At 42.0% G+C, this 16,694-nt stretch carries 13 protein-coding genes; 5 read left to right on the forward strand and 8 right to left on the reverse strand.

The genetic code is table 11. The features are described 5' to 3' along the window. Positions 1–49: 49 nt before the first annotated feature. The 3 genes from HX743_RS06695 to dxs form a co-directional block, all read right to left on the reverse strand. Entirely contained in the window at positions 50–1,891 is a 1,842-nt protein-coding gene (locus tag HX743_RS06695; protein ID WP_178318817.1) for a DEAD/DEAH box helicase, read from the reverse strand. 484 nt (positions 1,892–2,375) lie between these two features. Then, complete coding sequence (locus tag HX743_RS06700) at positions 2,376–3,206, reverse strand: inositol monophosphatase family protein (protein ID WP_019836885.1); 831 nt, start codon at positions 3,204–3,206, stop codon at positions 2,376–2,378. Between the two features lie 104 nt (positions 3,207–3,310). Continuing rightward, positions 3,311–5,221, reverse strand: coding sequence for a 1-deoxy-D-xylulose-5-phosphate synthase (gene dxs / locus HX743_RS06705; RefSeq protein WP_178318818.1), 1,911 nt, complete (start codon positions 5,219–5,221; stop codon positions 3,311–3,313). A 308-nt stretch (positions 5,222–5,529) separates the two neighbouring features. Between dxs and ribA the strand changes: the two genes are divergently transcribed. After that, entirely contained in the window at positions 5,530–6,132 is a 603-nt protein-coding gene (ribA, locus tag HX743_RS06710; protein WP_004974633.1) for a GTP cyclohydrolase II, read from the forward strand. A gap of 44 nt (positions 6,133–6,176) precedes the next feature. Here ribA and hemN read toward each other — a convergent pair whose 3' ends face one another. After that, positions 6,177–7,550: an oxygen-independent coproporphyrinogen III oxidase gene (hemN, locus tag HX743_RS06715; protein ID WP_004974631.1), complete on the reverse strand. Its 1,374-nt coding sequence runs from the start codon at positions 7,548–7,550 to the stop codon at positions 6,177–6,179. Between the two features lie 231 nt (positions 7,551–7,781). Here hemN and hemF point away from each other — a divergent pair, with 231 nt between their 5' ends. From hemF to aroE, 3 genes are all read left to right on the forward strand, one after another. Beyond that, entirely contained in the window at positions 7,782–8,726 is a 945-nt protein-coding gene (gene hemF, locus HX743_RS06720; protein ID WP_004974629.1) for an oxygen-dependent coproporphyrinogen oxidase, read from the forward strand. Positions 8,727–9,043: 317 nt separating this feature from the next. Continuing rightward, positions 9,044–9,250, forward strand: a complete 207-nt coding sequence (locus HX743_RS06725; RefSeq protein ID WP_004974627.1) for a hypothetical protein — start codon at positions 9,044–9,046, stop codon at positions 9,248–9,250. 96 nt (positions 9,251–9,346) lie between these two features. Beyond that, on the forward strand, positions 9,347–10,135 hold the full coding sequence (gene aroE / locus HX743_RS06730) for a shikimate dehydrogenase (RefSeq protein WP_104852603.1): 789 nt from the start codon (positions 9,347–9,349) through the stop codon (positions 10,133–10,135). Between the two features lie 102 nt (positions 10,136–10,237). Here aroE and HX743_RS06735 read toward each other — a convergent pair whose 3' ends face one another. After that, entirely contained in the window at positions 10,238–12,628 is a 2,391-nt protein-coding gene (locus HX743_RS06735) for a hypothetical protein (protein WP_178318819.1), read from the reverse strand. A 225-nt stretch (positions 12,629–12,853) separates the two neighbouring features. On the opposite strand from HX743_RS06735, the gene HX743_RS06740 reads away from it, so the two are divergent. Next, complete coding sequence (locus HX743_RS06740) at positions 12,854–14,677, forward strand: acyl-CoA dehydrogenase C-terminal domain-containing protein (RefSeq protein WP_004974621.1); 1,824 nt, start codon at positions 12,854–12,856, stop codon at positions 14,675–14,677. A 203-nt stretch (positions 14,678–14,880) separates the two neighbouring features. Here the strand turns inward: HX743_RS06740 and HX743_RS06745 are convergent, their stop codons facing one another. From HX743_RS06745 to HX743_RS06755, 3 genes are all read right to left on the reverse strand, one after another. Then, entirely contained in the window at positions 14,881–15,390 is a 510-nt protein-coding gene (locus tag HX743_RS06745; RefSeq protein WP_178318820.1) for a DinB family protein, read from the reverse strand. Between the two features lie 67 nt (positions 15,391–15,457). After that, positions 15,458–16,336, reverse strand: coding sequence for an IS982-like element ISAba4 family transposase (locus HX743_RS06750; RefSeq protein WP_178318821.1), 879 nt, complete (start codon positions 16,334–16,336; stop codon positions 15,458–15,460). Between the two features lie 117 nt (positions 16,337–16,453). Continuing rightward, positions 16,454–16,597 (reverse strand): HpaII family restriction endonuclease, encoded by a 144-nt coding sequence (locus tag HX743_RS06755; RefSeq protein WP_178318822.1) that lies wholly within the window; start codon positions 16,595–16,597, stop codon positions 16,454–16,456. Positions 16,598–16,694: the final 97 nt, after the last annotated feature.

Genomic DNA, 16,694 nt, shown 5'->3' on the forward strand with positions numbered 1-16,694 from the left:
AACCAGTGCTGAGCACTGGTTTTTCTTTATACAAATTGCTATCGCGATCTTAGTCGTTAAATTTACGACGTGGGCGATCAAAACCACCTTCACGGCGTGGACGATCTGAATTGAACTCGCGACGTGGACGATCTTCACCACCAAAAGAACGCTTAGGACGATCATCAAACGAACGTGGTTGACGGTCACCAAAACCACCCTCACGACGATCACCAAAATCACGTTTTGGACGATCACCGAAGCTACCTTCACGACGTGGTTTGTAGTCTACGCGGTTGCCACGGTTGTCATCATTCGCATCAAAACGCGGCTTATCGTTGAAGCCACCTTCGCGACGCGGACGGTCTGAATTAAATTCACGACGTGGACGGTCATCAAATGAACGCTGTGGACGATCACCGAAACCACCTTCACGGCGCGGACGGTCTGAGTTGAACTCGCGACGCGGACGATCTTCAAATGAACGTTGTGGACGGTCACCGAAACCACCTTCACGGCGTGGACGGTCTGAGTTGAACTCACGACGCGGACGATCTTCACCAAATGCAGGACGTTCACCACGTGGTTTGTCATCAAAGCTGCGACGTGGACGTTCATCACCGCCTTCACGACGTTTAAAGTTGCTTTCGCCTTCAAAACGACGACCGCCACCAAAACCGCCACGACCACCGCGACCGCCATCACGACGACCACGACCACCGTCACGACCAGAACGTGCTGGAGGTGGAGATGGCTCTAAGCCTTCAATTTCAGAAACGCTTAAACGTGCATCTAAGAAATCTTCCAACGCACGGATTTTGCCGCGCTCACGGTAAGTTGCCAAAGTAATCGCGTTACCAGTACGACCCGCACGACCTGTACGACCAATACGGTGTACATAGTCTTCATTTTTCATTGGTAAACCGAAGTTAATCACGTGAGAAATAGTTGGTACGTCTAAACCACGTGCTGCAACGTCTGTTGCAACCAAGATTTTTGCACGGCCTTCGCGAATGCTGCGTAAACGACGGTTACGAACGGTTTGTGGCATTGCACCGTGTAGTGCAACAACCGAGTGACCCGCTTCAGCCAATTCTTCAGCCAGCATATCGGTATCTTCTTGAGTAGATGCGAATACAACCGCTTGATCTACACCTTCATCAGATAACCAGTGTGACAATAATTTTTTCTTGTGCTCGAAACCATCAGTCCAGTGTAAAGTCTGGGTGATGTCCATATTCGTTGAGTGACCTGTTTCAATCGCAATACGTACAGGCTCATTCATCATGCGTTCTGCAAGTGTGATAATACGGCTTGCAAAAGTTGCAGAGAACATCAAGGTTTGCTTACGGTTAGCAGCTAAATCGCTAATCGCTTCTAGGTCTTCAGAGAAGCCTAAATCGAGCATACGGTCAGCTTCGTCCACAATTAAGGCATCAACTTTATCAAGTTTGATTTGACGACGGTTCACCAAGTCAAGTAAACGACCTGGAGTCGCTACAACCACTTGCGCACCTTTTAATTGTTGGATTTGCTTACCAAAAGGCATACCACCCATGATTGCTGCAATACGTACACCTTTCATGTGACGTACAAATGCAATCGCGTCTTGGCTAACTTGTTGAGCCAATTCACGTGTGGGGCAAAGCACTAAAATTGAAGGCTGAGTAATAGCTTTCATACGCTCTTTAAATGGTACGAAAGTGTCTTGGCTCGCCAATACGTTTAAAGTTGGGAGTAAAAATGCAGCAGTTTTACCAGAACCTGTTTGGCTAGATACCAATAAGTCTTTACCTTCAAGTGCCGCTGGGATCGATTGTTCTTGAACAGGAGTCGGCGTAGTAAAGTTCAAGCCTTCTAAAGCTTGTTGTAAAGATTCATGTAAAGAAAAATCAGCAAAAGTTTTGCTCATAGAGATTTTCACCCTGAAAATGGGTGCTCCATTAAATAAAGTCAGATGGACATCGGCAAAAAGCGGTACAGCAATTATCGCTGACAATTTAAGATTCAGCGGCGATCCGAGTAACGACGATGTGATATAACGCACGCATGATTACGGCTTAACCTGAAGGAATCGCTTTAGCGATTGGGGCGCGAGATATCGTCCTCTCTTTGGACCGCACGCGCATACACAATGATTAGAAGAGAAATGTTCAGGTAATGAACAGAAATTAAGTGCGTGCGCGGATTATAGCAGGATTATTTTAAAAGTCACCTTATTTAATCGACTTTTGCTGTTTTTTGTGTAAACAGTGATAGATTCTGCTTTTATGGCTAGTATATGGACGATAACAACAGATTTAAAACCAGCAGTTTTAGACCGTTAGGTAAAAGAAAAGCCCTCAGGATGAGAGCTTTGCTAAGTGTCTTATTTAAGTATAAATATGATCAGCTGATTATTTCGCTGCTTCGCCCCAAGCAGGCACAACCGCTTTCATAAGTGGTTTTAACATTTTCATTGAACATGCCAAAACTTGCCCATTTTCCATAGAGTCGCTGCCACCACGTGCATCGACCACAGTACCGCCCGCTTCTTTCACAATTAACTCACCCGCAGCAATATCCCACGGTTTTAAGCCAAGTTCAAAATAACCATCTAAACGACCTGCAGCCACATAAGCCAAGTCTAATGCAGCAGAACCTGCACGGCGGTATTGAGCGCCTGCTTCTGTCACATTCAATAAACTTTCAAAATGGTTTTTGGCATAAGAAACAATTTCGCCATCGCGCTTAGCACGATAAGCATGACCCACTGCCAAGAAGGTGTTGTCTAAACTGTCTTTTACATTTACACGAATACGACGTTGATTCATCATCGCACCACGGCCACGGCTCGCAGAGAACAACTCATCTTTTACAGGATCGTAAATAACACCGTGCTGTGTCACACCTTTGTGTTGCACTGCAATCGAAATACAAAAATGAGGGAAACCGTGAACAAAGTTTAAAGTGCCATCCAAAGGATCAATCACCCAACACCAGTCGGCATCGTGACCTTTACCTTCCTGCATACCAAATTCTTCGCCCAAGAAGCTGTGATTTTTATAACTTTTACGTAAAGTATCAATGGTCAATTGCTCGAGGTAACGATCTACGCGCGTTACAGGACCATCAATGCCTTTTTCTTCGACTTGTAGATCGAGTTTATGACGATTCTGATGCGCTTTTAAAAGCTCTTGACCAACTGTTTGAGCCGCACGCGCAGCCATCACCACCATAGGTTCCATTGAACACCCACTACAAATTTGAAGAGATTGATAAAGAATAATGCATGAAAGCCCCAATATTTTAGCAAATATTGAGGCTTTTGGGGAAGAAGTGTTGCTAAAAATTAATTCAATATAGATTGATGCAGTTTTTGCCAAGCATTTTGCATTGATTTTTCAATGCCTTGTGCATCTAAACCTGCCTGTTGCAGCATTTGACCATGTGTCGCCTGTTGCATAAAGCTATCTTCTAAACCTAAATGAATAATTGGTTTAACAATTTGTGCCTTTGCCAAGTATTCACTCACGGCACTGCCTGCACCACCCATAATCGCATGTTCTTCAACAGTAACAAATAATACAGTACTGTCTGAAATCTCAGCTAACAGCTTTTCATCCAATGGCTTCACAAAACGCATATTCACCACACGTACTGCGACATCATGCTGCTGAGCAAACGCTTCAGCCGCTTCAACTGCCGCTTGCACACGGCTACCAAAAGCCAGCACTGAAATATAGTCATCATATTGTGGATTGAACTGCGCCACAATTTCAGCTTGTCCTAATGGAATTGCAGTCATCTGCTGCTGAATTTCGACACCCAAACCATGCCCGCGTGGATAACGCACTGCTGCAGGGCCGTTATATAAATAAGCCGTGTGCAGCATTTGACGACATTCATTTTCGTCTTTTGGTGCCATAATCACGATATTCGGTACGGTACGCATATAGGCATAGTCGTAAGCACCTGCATGGGTCGGGCCATCTTCACCCACCAAACCTGCACGGTCGATACCAAAAGTAACATCCAGATTTTGCAAAGCGACATCATGAATCAGTTGGTCATAACCACGCTGCAAGAAGGTAGAGTAAATCGCCACCACAGGCTTCAAACCTTCACAGGCCATACCCGCAGCCAAAGTCACCGCATGCTGTTCGGCAATCGCGACATCAAAATAGCGTTCTGGGAATTGTTTGGCAAATTGCACCATGCCCGAACCTTCGCACATGGCTGGCGTAATTGCCAATAATCGTGAATCTTGTTCTGCCTGATCACATAACCACTGCCCAAATACATCAGAATATTTAGGTGCGCTAACTGGTGCAGCTTTGGCATGAATTTTACCAATGGCATGATATTTAATTTGATCAGCTTCTGCAGGCGCAAAGCCTTTGCCTTTTTTAGTGTAAACGTGAATTAAACGTGGGCCTTTACGTTTTTTCAGCGCATTAAACACGTGTGTGAGTTGTTCAACATCATGTCCATCGAAAGGGCCGAAATAATCAAACCCAATCGCTTTAAATAAATTGTCTGCAGCTTCAGTGGCAGCACAGTGTAAACGCGAGTTATACGTCCATTTCGGATGTGGCTGCACGTAAGCTTCGCCAGTTTCACTGACATAAACCGATTCACCACGTTCCCAAATAGCAGCAAGATGTTTAGCAAAGCCGCCTGTGCTGCATGAAATTGACATATCGTTGTCATTCAGCACCACCATCATATCGGCTTGGTGAGCCACTGCATCATTCATGGCTTCAAAAGCCATACCTGCTGTCATAGCACCATCGCCAATAATGGCAACAACCTCACATGGGTTTTGCTGATAACGTCGTGCCAACGCCATCCCCAAACCAGCAGAAATAGCTGTTGAGGAGTGACCAACGCCAAAGGTATCAAAAATAGATTCTTCACGTGCAGGAAATGCAGCCAAACCATCTTTGGCACGAATGGTGGTGAGTTGCTCGCGGCGTCCTGTCAGGGCTTTATGCGGATAAGCCTGATGACCGACATCCCAAATTAAGCGGTCGTGTGGGGTATTAAAGCAATAATGCAGCGCAACGGTCAGTTCGATCACGCCTAAGTTTGCGCCAAAGTGTCCTCCACTTTGACCTGCGGCATACAAAATGAATTGACGTAACTCATCTGCCACCTGAGGAAGCTGGCTTTGCGCGAGTAAACGTAATTGCTGCGGATGGTCAATCGCATCGAGCAATGGTGTTACAGGGCGTTGAGTTGGAATTTCTGTATACAGCATATGTGGCAAAGCCTTCTAAAGCCTGGCAAATCCTAAGCGAGGTCAATGGGAATTACTCGATCATATAACCGAATGGTATTACCTTCAATCAGCCACATTTCTAGCGATGTAGTTTTGAGCAGTGATTTCAGTTGGGCACACGTTGGGTGGGTAGATTATCCTGAATAATCTAACTATTTATCAACCATTATCGTGCGCTTTATACAAAAAAGAAAATCTTCTGTATAAATTCGTGTTCGCTATTCTACTAATGTCTGAGCATTACGCTATACTTTAAACAATTTATCGACTATTTCACGAGTTAAACAGTGCCGATTAAGTTTGTCGCAACCTCACGATTACCGACCGCATTTGGTGAATTCAACATTACGGTATTTCAAGATCCTGAAACTGGCGAAGAACACGTGGCATTATCCAAAGGTTTGGACACTGCGCCAACCCAGCCCGTTCTGGTACGGATTCACTCAGAATGTTTAACTGGCGATGCTTTCGCGTCTTTAAAATGCGACTGTGGCCCACAGCTTCAAGCCACTCAACGTCTGATTAATGACGCAGGACAAGGTGTGATTTTATATTTACGCCAAGAAGGTCGCGGGATTGGCTTGACCAATAAAATTCGTGCTTATGCCCTGCAAGATCAAGGACATGACACGGTGGATGCCAATTTAATGCTGAATTTACCTGCCGATGCACGTCGCTATGATATGTGCAGCATTATGCTAGATCATTTGCAGGTTAAAGCTGTGCGCTTAATCACCAACAACCCTTTGAAAATTCAAGCATTACAGGAACAAGGGATTACGGTGGTAGACCGTGTGCCTTTAACTGTGGGTCTAAATCCATTCAATGAAGAATATTTGCAAACCAAACACGAACGCATGGCGCACATGTATGATAAAGGTGACTTCTGAGTCACCTTTTAATTTTTGAATTAAATAATTTCTACTCAACTTACTTAAATCGTCATCGAAAAAATACGATTATTCGGCATACGGCGTTTTAAACGCAAATCAAAGGCCATACAAATATTGCGCACAAAGGGTTTACCTTTTTCCAAAATCTGAATGTGCTGATCTTGAATGAGCAGTAATTCATCTTCCTGCATTTCCTGTAACTGTTGCAGCACTTGCTCAATTTCAGGAAATGCCAATTCTGGACTGGCCCACGACGTTTCAAAGCTGCACATTAAATTTAAAATATGCTGACGTATTACCAAATCTTCCCGATCCAGCACATGCCCTTTAAACACAGGAATTTCATTGCAGGCTAAACGGGCATAATAATCTTCAATGCTTTTTTCATTTTGCGCAAAGCTATACCAACTGTCGCTAATAGATGAAACACCCAAGCCAATCATAAGCTGCGTTTTAGATGCGGTATAGCCCATAAAATTACGGTGCAAGGTACCATTTTTAAACGACTGATACATACCATCACGTTCTAAGGCAAAGTGATCCATCCCAATTTCATGATAACCATAGGCCAAAAGACGCTGTTTGCCTTCTTCATAGCACTGACGTTTTAATTCATCTTTAGGTACATCTTCATCTTTAAAACCACGCTGCCCATTGCCTTTAATCCATGGCACATGCGCATAACTGTAAAATGCCAAACGGTCTGGCATTAAACGTTGGGTCTGCTCAATGGTATTCAGTACATCGTCTAGATTTTGAAAGGGCAAACCAAAAACCAAATCATGTGAAATAGAATCATAGCCAATTTCACGCGCCCACTCGGTCACACGTTGCACATGCTCAAAAGGCTGCATCCGATGAATGGCGCGCTGCACTTTTTCATTATAATCCTGCACGCCATAACTGACCCGACGAAAACCCAAGTCATTTAAGGCCTGTAAATGTTCGCGGGTGGTGTTATTGGGATGACCTTCAAAACTAAATTCGTGCTGTTCTGCCACTTTGGCTTTTGCCAGAATGCCTTGAATGAGCTGCGTCAAATGTTCGACAGAAAAGAAAGTTGGTGTGCCACCGCCCAAGTGAATTTCTTTAATGATGGGAGTGCTTTCGAGCAATTGGCAATATAAGTCCCACTCTTTTAATAACGCCTGAATGTATGGCTGTTCAACTTCATGGCGTTTGGTGACACGTTTATGACAGCCACAAAAAGTGCATAGACTTTCGCAAAATGGCAAATGAATATACAGACTAATGCCTTCGCTGGCATTAGATTCATCAAAAGAACGCTTCAGCGTCTGCTGCCATGCCTCGGCTGAAAAAGTAGCATCATCCCAATAAGGTACGGTTGGATAACTGGTATAACGTGGTCCAGGCACATTGTATTTTTGAATTAAAGAATTTGCCTGCTGTGTCATCCACTCTGCCCCATTCAGTTAATTGCTGCTGACTAAAATTTAGATTGTAAAAACTATTGTGCTGAGCTTAGGCATGGAAATCAACCTAGTCTTTTGCTCGGAATACATGCTGAAATACAAAGCACCTTGCGCAATTGCCTGAGCGATTTGCAGCAAACTGGATAAACCCCTTAATTTTTAGACAGTTTTATGTTTTGATGTAAGCCATTTTATTTTTATGCTGAGGTGGCCATGTCGCATCCTACTCACGCGGATATTCAACGTGTACGTGAATTTCTTCTCGATTTGCAGGCGCGAATTTGTGCGGCTTTAGAACAACAAGAACAGGCAGGTGGCGGAAGCGCACAGTTTGAAATTGATGACTGGCAACGTCCTGAAGGTGGCGGTGGTCGTTCCCGTGTCTTACAAAACGGTACAGTCATTGAAAAAGGCGGGGTGATGTTTTCGCATATCAATATTTCCAAACTGCCTGCTTCTGCAACTGAACGTCATCCAAATATTGCAGGCGCACCTGCGCAGGCGATGGGTGTATCATTGGTGATTCACCCGAAAAACCCAAATGTACCCACCTCGCACGCCAATGTGCGTTTATTTGTCGCTGAACCTGAAGGACAACCGCCAATTTGGTGGTTTGGTGGTGGTTTTGACCTGACACCATTTTATCCAAATGATGAAGATGTGTTGGCATGGCACCAAACAGCACATGACTTATGTGCGCCTTTTGGCGATCAAGTCTATGCAGAACATAAACAATGGTGTGATGACTATTTTTATTTAAAGCACCGTGATGAACAGCGTGGCGTGGGTGGTTTATTTTTTGATGATCTGAATCAATGGGACTTTGACACCTGTTTCAACTATATTCAGGCGGTGGGTAACGGTTATTTGGCTGCAATTCTGCCTATTTTTGAGCGTAATCGTGACAAAGCCTATACCGAAGCACAACGTGAGTTCCAGCTTTACCGTCGTGGACGTTATGTGGAATACAATCTGGTCTATGACCGTGGCACTTTATTTGGCTTGCAGACAGGTGGACGGATTGAGTCCATTTTAGTCAGCTTACCGAACTTGGCGGGATGGTCGTACCGTCCTGAATGGGCAGAAGATTCCGCAGAGAAAAAACTCACTGACTATTATTTAAAACCACGCGATTGGTTAAATCTCAAGACGAGTTAAAGCTCGCGACTGGTGAAACCTTGCTACATCGCAGTGTAAAAAAGATCACATTCAAGGTTCAAAAAAGCGATTCTTCCACGAATCGCTTTTTTACTTACAAACTTTATTGCTTATTTTCAAATCAATAAATATGCACAGCATGAATTAACTGTCATGATAGTGCGGATGGATTTTAATAGATGATGTGACCGCGCACCCTATTCGACCATGCACAAATAGGATTTAACTATCCATACATCAAACCATGAGTCAAAGGCGAATTCATCAAACTGTCAAAGCCTTATGTCACACTGCGCCACATCTGTCAGGAGATCCGCATGTTTAGCCCGCTGTTCAAACACAAAATCTTTTTATTTTGGGCAACCTTTGCCATGTTACTTGGCTCAATTTGCATGACCTTTATTTTTGAAAGTCATCTTTCAGATGGCTTAGCCATTAGTAGCAGCATTTTAGCGGGCATTGCCATGTTCGTGATTGCCACTATTTTGGTATTAGAAACCGTTTTAGAGATTTGTAATCCTTAAGTCCAAAGACTCCCACCGTTTTATACCGCCATAGGCTTTAGTCCGCGCTGAATTTGACGTATATTGATGCACATTTCAGCACATGGATTTTGGCAAATGCGCAAACAATTTGCCGTGATTGGCAACCCAATTGAACAATCACGTTCTCCTGAACTGCATCATGCCTTTGCAGAAAAAACAGGCATTGACCTGCAATACAGCAAACGCCTTGCCCCTCTTGATGGTTTTAGAGACAGTGTTGCAGACTTTTTTAATCAGGGCGGTGTAGGCATGAATGTAACCGTGCCTTTTAAAGAGCAAGCATTTGCCCAATGTGGCGTATTAACCGAACGTGCCAAAATTGCCAAAGCAGTCAATACCTTGTGGATGCAAGATGGTGTTTTGCATGGCGACAATACCGATGGTCAGGGTTTGGTTGATGCCATTCGTGCTTTGGGCTGGAATTTAGAGCACAGTGATATTTTGATTATTGGCGCTGGTGGTGCAACCCGCGGGGTAATTTATCCGTTGGTACAAGCAGGCGCAAAAAAAATTGTGATTGCCAACCGCACCCTTGCCCGTGCTGAACAACTGGTTGCTGACCTACAAGCTGCCGTACCGCAAGCAGAATTACAAGCCATGGCACTTACCGATTTAACAGGTCAATTTGATTTAGCCATTAATGCGACGTCTGCCAGCTTAACGGGAGATGCCCTCACCTTGCCTGAGTGTTTGCAGTTTAATTTTGCTTATGAAATGGCTTATGGCAAACCTTCGAGCTTTTTAGAACAAGCCAAAGCGCGTGGCGTACCGACATCGGAAGGTTTTGGCATGCTGGTCGGACAGGCGATTGAATCTTTTTATATTTGGAATGGCGTGAAACCTGAATTAAAAGATTTCCTCTAAATCATCACCAAATAAAAATAGCCCTTGAGCAGCAAAGGGCTATTTTTTTATTTAAACTGGGCAATCTTGTTGAACGCTGATTGCCCATTTTTCACCCACGGTTTATTTTACAAATTTCTGCATATCTTCATACACATCCATATATAACTCATAATCAATCTGTTCAGCCTGATCTTCAGTTAAAGTGCGAATTGAATTTTGGCTCAATTTGCCCTGCTGACGATCAACATACGTCTGCCCCAAAATGTGTGCCGTTTTCTTTAAATTCTCCAAGTCAGGCACATCCCAATCATAAGCTGCTTCATAGGCTTTTAAATATTGCTGAGCAAATATCTGTTGTGGTTGCTTGTATTGATGTTTCAGCTTACGCCATTCAAGTGCGACTTTATTTTCATCGACTGCATCTTCAGTCAAATTATTGATACGACGACCAATTGCATTATTGAATTGCTCATCTTCTTCTAAATGATGCTTGGCTTGTAAAGCTTCAATCCGTTTTAGCGCGGCACCTTTCGGGTCATAGTAGCGCTCATCACTGAACCAATAGGCATACACTTCTGCCATTTCCTGCAAGGTTTGTGGACTAAGATTTTTTACCCACGTACTTTGCTCTGCTGCCATGTGCACTAAAAATAAAGTCTGATAAGTCTGACTAAAAGATTCTGTTTGTTGATAGGTTTTTTGCGCCAACTGCGCCAATTCTTCATCATAACTTAAGGCAGGTTTTACAGTGGTCTTATCTTTATTTTCTGCAGTTTCCTGCTCCAAAGTCCGCCCTAAATTTGTCACCCATTTTTCTAAAATTGAGTCTTTGCTGACCTCTTGAATGGATTTGGCTTGACGCAGCGCACTACGGTCAATTTTGCTGGCTTGCCCATAATTCGCAATGCTGACATCGTTATACACATGAATTGTGCCGTAATTTTCGCGTTTAAATTGCAACGCATAATCAATTTTTGCAGCACGCCCCTGATCATCTAAAGCCACATCAATTTGAATCGGTGTTTTTTTATCTTTAGGTGTAGCGTTCATAATCTGCTGAATTTCAGCCTGATGTTTTTGCCACAAAGCTGCAAAAGCGGCGGCATCGACCAATTGTTCCGAACGGTATGGTTCAAAAACTTTAGCTAGCTTTTCTTGCGGTGAAGCAAAGTGCTCATCTAAAACCGATTGTGCCTGCTCAGCACGACTTGGGCTAAATGCTTCTAATTCATAGGCATAAGCACAGTAGGTTAAATCTCCAACTTTGGCTGTTTTTGCTGTTTCGATCAAACGCTGACAGTCTTGTTCGCTTAGCATACTTGCGGTGCTTGCTGAATCTTCTGCCTGCTCAGCAGCCGCTTCAACGGCTTGTTCAGCTGCGATCATGGCATCTTCACTGGCATCTGCTGAATAATCTGCCACATTACTCACTGTCGTTTCAGTTGCATAAAATTTCTGACTGACCAAATCACGTAAAGCAAGGGTGGCTTGATACGCCACAAAAGCCTCTTGGCTCATGCCATAATCTTCAGCAGTTTCATTGTGTTTCAAGTAGTCTTCAACACTTTCTTTGGCCGATGTATCTTGCGTAATTTCAGCTTGTTCAGCAGCATCTTCGGTTGTGGTCGCCTGCCCCAATACAGTCTGTTGCAAATACGGTGCATTGACCTGATCAAACATGGCAAGCTGCAGCAACATATCTTCCAAACTACTGTTCAAACGAATTTTTTCACTAATTTTTTGCTGACGGTCTTGTGCAGTTAAAGATAACTTTTGAATATGTTTAGAATCTGCCAATACATACGGCACCGCATTCATGGCTTTTAAGTATTCGGCAAATTGTGCCACTTTAATCCGCTCAAAATCGGCTTTGTATTTAGAAAAGTCGATATAGGCAAAGTCATTTTGACTGTCTTTATTCACCAAATAAGGCAACAAAGAAAAATAATTGGTATAGAACTTATATTCATTAAAATCGACTACCATCGGTACTTTCATTTGCACCAAAAGTGTCGGTTTTTCATAGCGTGCTGCCACATTCAAAGCAGCAATTTTTTGCCGATAATGCACCGAGCCATCGTAGCTAAACTCAGTATCATTCAATACATTCAACAGAAAATTAAAAGGACTCGATTTTTCGATTGCCCCTGCAGCATAGGAAGCAGAGTTTTGTTCCTTAGCCATTGCCGTATATAAGTTTTGTTTTTCTTGTGTACTTAAACGGACTTTTTGCTGTTTTAAATACTGATCTAATTGCTTTTTAAGTACAGGATCAAGTGTGGTAGGAGCAATATCCGTTACTTTTGGTGTTGCTTCAACTAAATTGCTCTGTACCCGTAATTTGCCCTGAAAATCATAACTAGGTGTTTCAAAGATGGCATTTAACCCCGTAATTGCCTTTTGTTCTATACTTACCGTCTGATTGGAATTGGTCTTAATGACATGCTGCGAACAACCTGTAGCAGCTAAACTAAAAAGACATAAAGATAAATATTTTAATTGTATCTTCATTGCTAAACACCTTATATTCATTATAGATTGGTCTGTTCAAACGTACAGATTATGATACATTGTAACATAACACTTCATTCGTTTTTGTAAGGTGAATAATTTTCAGTATTCGCATTTCTGACATTTTTATTCGCTATTCTTATCAATGTTTTTTGATCATGAGTGTGAATAATCAACATATCGATACAGATAATCCAAAACTATTTCTAAATTAGGATTAAGACTATGCCAGCATATAAAGCCCCATTACACGATATTCGTTTCTTAATGAACGAAGTGCTTGATTACCCGACCCATTACAAAAATCTTTCTAACGGTGAACTTGCGGACGCAGATACAGTCGATATGATTTTGGAAGGTGCAGCAGATTTCTGTGAAAATGTACTTTCTCCACTCAATCAATCAGGCGATGAAGAAGGCTGTCATTTTGAAAATGGCAATGTGACCACACCGAAAGGCTTTAAAGAAGCCTATGACCAATTTGTGCAAGGTGGCTGGCAAGGTCTGTCTTACCCTGAACAATACGGCGGTCAAAACCTGCCAATGTCGCTAAACCTCATCAAATCTGAAATGATGGGTACAGCAAACTGGTCATTCCAAATGTATCCAGGTTTAAGCGTGGGTTGTATCAACACCATTATGCAATTTGGTACAGACGCGCAAAAAGATACCTATTTACCGCACTTGGTTGCAGGTACTTGGTCAGGCACCATGTGTTTGACTGAACCACAATGTGGTACCGACTTAGGTCAGGTAAAAACCAAAGCAGAACCACAAGCCGATGGTACGTATGCGATTTCAGGTACCAAAATCTTTATTTCTGCAGGCGAACATGACCTGACTGAAAACATCATTCATATTGTGTTAGCACGCCTCCCAGATGCGCCTGCAGGCACAAAAGGTATTTCATTATTTATCGTACCGAAATTCTTGCCAACCGCAGAAGGTACGGTGGGTGAGCGTAATCCTGTCACTTGTGGCTCTATTGAACACAAAATGGGGATTCGCGCGTCTGCAACTGCAGTCCTGAACTTTGACAATGCCGTGGGTTATTTGATTGGTGAACCAAACAAAGGCTTACATGCCATGTTTACCTTTATGAATACTGCACGTATTGGTACAGCAATTCAGGGGATTTGCCATGCAGAATTGGCATTCCAAGGTGCATTACCGTATGCCAAAGAACGTATGTCAATGCGTGCCCTTTCAGGTAAAAAAGACCCTGAAAAAGTAGCTGATGCAATCATTCACCACGCCGATGTACGTCGTATGCTCTTAACGCAAAAAGCCGTGGCAGAAGGTGGTCGTGCCATGATTTATCATGCTGCACAATTGGCAGATAAAATGAACGACGCTTTAATGCGTGGTGATACTGCAGCTTTTGAAGCGCATGATGACCATTTAGGTTTCTATACCCCAATCTTAAAAGGCTTCTTAACTGAAATGGGTTATGAAGCTGCCAACCACGGCATGCAAGTGTACGGCGGTCATGGCTATATTAAAGAATGGGGCATGGAGCAAATTGTACGTGATTCACGTATTTCTACCCTGTATGAAGGTACAACTGGCGTTCAGGCGCTCGACTTGATTGGTCGTAAAGTGTTGTTAAGCTCTAAAGGTAAAGTGATTCGTGACTACACCGCTGAAATTTTGAAATTCTGTGGTCAGCATGCACGTAACAAATACATGCGTCGTTTTGCATGGGACTTAACCAAGCTATGTGCTCAATGGAACGCATTAACCGTGCGCATTATGTTGGCAGCACGTAAAGACCGTGACATCGTATCCAGTGCTTCAGTAGACTTCTTGATGTTCTCTGGTTATGTCATGATGGCTTATTTCTGGGCGCAACAAGCGGCTGTGGCTTCGACCAAATTGGCTGAAGGCAATGGTCAGGAAACACCTGAGTTCTATAAAGCCAAAATCAAAGTTGCAGATTTCTACTTTGAGCGTTTATTGCCACGTACCCAAGGTCATGCAGAAGCAATGGTCAATCCATCTAAAACCATGACTGCATTAGCACCAGAACATTTTAGTTTTGACTACTAAAATATTCTAAGCAGATGTAAATCAAAAGAGCGCGTAATGCGCTCTTTTGGTGTTTACTTCAGAAAGTCAGTACTCGAATCTACACATCAATTAAAATTACTTTTAATGCGCTGTTGGAAAACCATGAAATACCCACTGAATCAGATATAAAATCAGAAAAATTAAAATCACTAGACATAAAATTTCTAATCGTTTCATTCAATTTACTTCTTAGTCTGGTCTTCTAGCAACATATAAATTAAATCCAGCTCAGGACAGACATATCCCATTGCGGTTAAAGCCGCGGTAATTTGCCCACGATGATGAGTTGCATGATTAAACACATGCATTAGGGTTGCAGCATAGGGTAAGTGCATCGCCACATCAGTTGATGTTTTATAGTGCAGCTCTTGATGAAAAACTTTCTCATACACCTGATTTAAAAAATAAATCCAGTTTTCAGCCTTCTTTTCAAGTTGCTCAACAAGCTGTGTTCTGTTGGTTTCCACAGTACTATCTAATGGCAAAATTGGTGAGTGGTGCAAAGCAAAACGTGGAAACCACAAATGATGCTCTCCAACCAACAAATGATTCAGAGTGCCAAAAATACTTTTAAAATATAAGCCCTGATCCAAAAAAAAATCATCATCTGAAACCAATAGCAAAGTCTGATTTAGTTTTTGAGTTGCCCAAAGATTATAGCGGGCAAGTAACTCAAACGTTTTTAAATCCATTTAAAATTATCCTATTTGAGTTTTATTATGAAAATTGAATCAAAAGTTCAAACTATATTAACCCCAGTTACGGATAAGCCAAAGATTTAATCACATGAATTTTAGGCTTATTCTTTTGGCAAAGTTGATACGCACATAGTGAAGAAAATACGCCTGCTAAAAAACCAGCAATCGAACGATGTTTACTCGTAACTAAGTGATATTTTTCTTTCAATAATCCTATCAATGTTTCAATTTTTTTACGTTGTCGTAGATGAAATTCATCAGAAAATGGCAATAAGGTCACTCTCATATTTTTTCTTGGATAAGTAATTAAATCAATGCCTTGCTCTTGAAGTGTTTCTTTCAATGGTTGGCTAATGTAGCCTCTATCACCATAGACCGTTGCTGATAAGCCATTCACTAAATCCTCAACTTTTTTAAGATCAGCAATATGTCCGTTTGATAAATCTGAATTTACAATTTCACCCTCTTGATTCATCAGCAAGTGTAATTTGCAACCATAAAACCAGCCCATCGTACTTTTACCACGAGAAGCAATCTCATCTAAAGCATGATGACCTTTAGGGATTCTTTTATTTTTACAAACAGGTAAAGGTGTTGAATCAATCCATAAATATGAACTTTCATCTTTTTGGCTCAACGCATAAAGCAAAGCATGAATAGCAAGTTGGTGCTGATTGATGAGGGGAATCAGGTTTTTATAACAAGGCAAGTCTTTAAAGAGTTTGCTTTCAAACTGACAAAGCAAGTTAAAAAACATCTTAAAATTATGTACTTGAGATTTTTTATAGTAGATGGAGATAGCCACAATTTCTGATAAAGATAGCGTTGCTTGTCTGATACGTTGACGTTTGTTTTCTTGCTTGAGAAATTGCCAATAGATGGGTTCAAATTTTTTGAAAAAATCATCAACAATACAAAAAATTTCTGTAAAATCGTACATGGTAGTTAGAGCCTTTGGGTTGTGTCGTAACTTTCTAAATGGCTCTAACTACCTTTTTTTCAAGGGCTTTTCTTATCCGTAATTCGGGTTATATTAAGATAAAAGATATATTTTTAATCATTTAAAGCGAATTTGTAGATTTAAAGACAGATACAATTTATTGTCCTTTAGAAATAATTGACCAAAATCATGCTTGGTTTTACTTGCCATCTCAAACTTTGTATTATTGTACTTTGTACACGACAAAAAAAGATAACTCATTGAAATAATGGCATAATACTTGTTTTCTGACGACGAATATGATGACACATTTCAATGAGTTACATCTCATCTTAAACAAATATCTAAAGTGGAACAA

The sequence above is a fragment of the Acinetobacter sp. Swhac1 genome (genome assembly GCF_013390985.1).
Taxonomy (GTDB): domain Bacteria; phylum Pseudomonadota; class Gammaproteobacteria; order Pseudomonadales; family Moraxellaceae; genus Acinetobacter; species Acinetobacter towneri.

Excerpts from the sequence above, each read along its gene's own strand:
- HX743_RS06695 (WP_178318817.1), bottom strand. The coding sequence starts at position 1,891 with ATGAGCAAAACTTTTGCTGATTTTTCTTTACATGAATCTTTACAACAA.
- HX743_RS06700 (WP_019836885.1), bottom strand. The coding sequence starts at position 3,206 with ATGGAACCTATGGTGGTGATGGCTGCGCGTGCGGCTCAAACAGTTGGT.
- dxs (WP_178318818.1), bottom strand. The coding sequence starts at position 5,221 with ATGCTGTATACAGAAATTCCAACTCAACGCCCTGTAACACCATTGCTC.
- hemN (WP_004974631.1), bottom strand. The coding sequence starts at position 7,550 with ATGACACAGCAGGCAAATTCTTTAATTCAAAAATACAATGTGCCTGGA.
- hemF (WP_004974629.1), top strand. The coding sequence starts at position 7,782 with ATGTCGCATCCTACTCACGCGGATATTCAACGTGTACGTGAATTTCTT.
- HX743_RS06725 (WP_004974627.1), top strand. The coding sequence starts at position 9,044 with ATGTTTAGCCCGCTGTTCAAACACAAAATCTTTTTATTTTGGGCAACC.
- aroE (WP_104852603.1), top strand. The coding sequence starts at position 9,347 with ATGCGCAAACAATTTGCCGTGATTGGCAACCCAATTGAACAATCACGT.
- HX743_RS06735 (WP_178318819.1), bottom strand. The coding sequence starts at position 12,628 with ATGAAGATACAATTAAAATATTTATCTTTATGTCTTTTTAGTTTAGCT.
- HX743_RS06740 (WP_004974621.1), top strand. The coding sequence starts at position 12,854 with ATGCCAGCATATAAAGCCCCATTACACGATATTCGTTTCTTAATGAAC.
- HX743_RS06745 (WP_178318820.1), bottom strand. The coding sequence starts at position 15,390 with ATGGATTTAAAAACGTTTGAGTTACTTGCCCGCTATAATCTTTGGGCA.
- HX743_RS06750 (WP_178318821.1), bottom strand. The coding sequence starts at position 16,336 with ATGTACGATTTTACAGAAATTTTTTGTATTGTTGATGATTTTTTCAAA.
- HX743_RS06755 (WP_178318822.1), bottom strand. The coding sequence starts at position 16,597 with ATGAGTTATCTTTTTTTGTCGTGTACAAAGTACAATAATACAAAGTTT.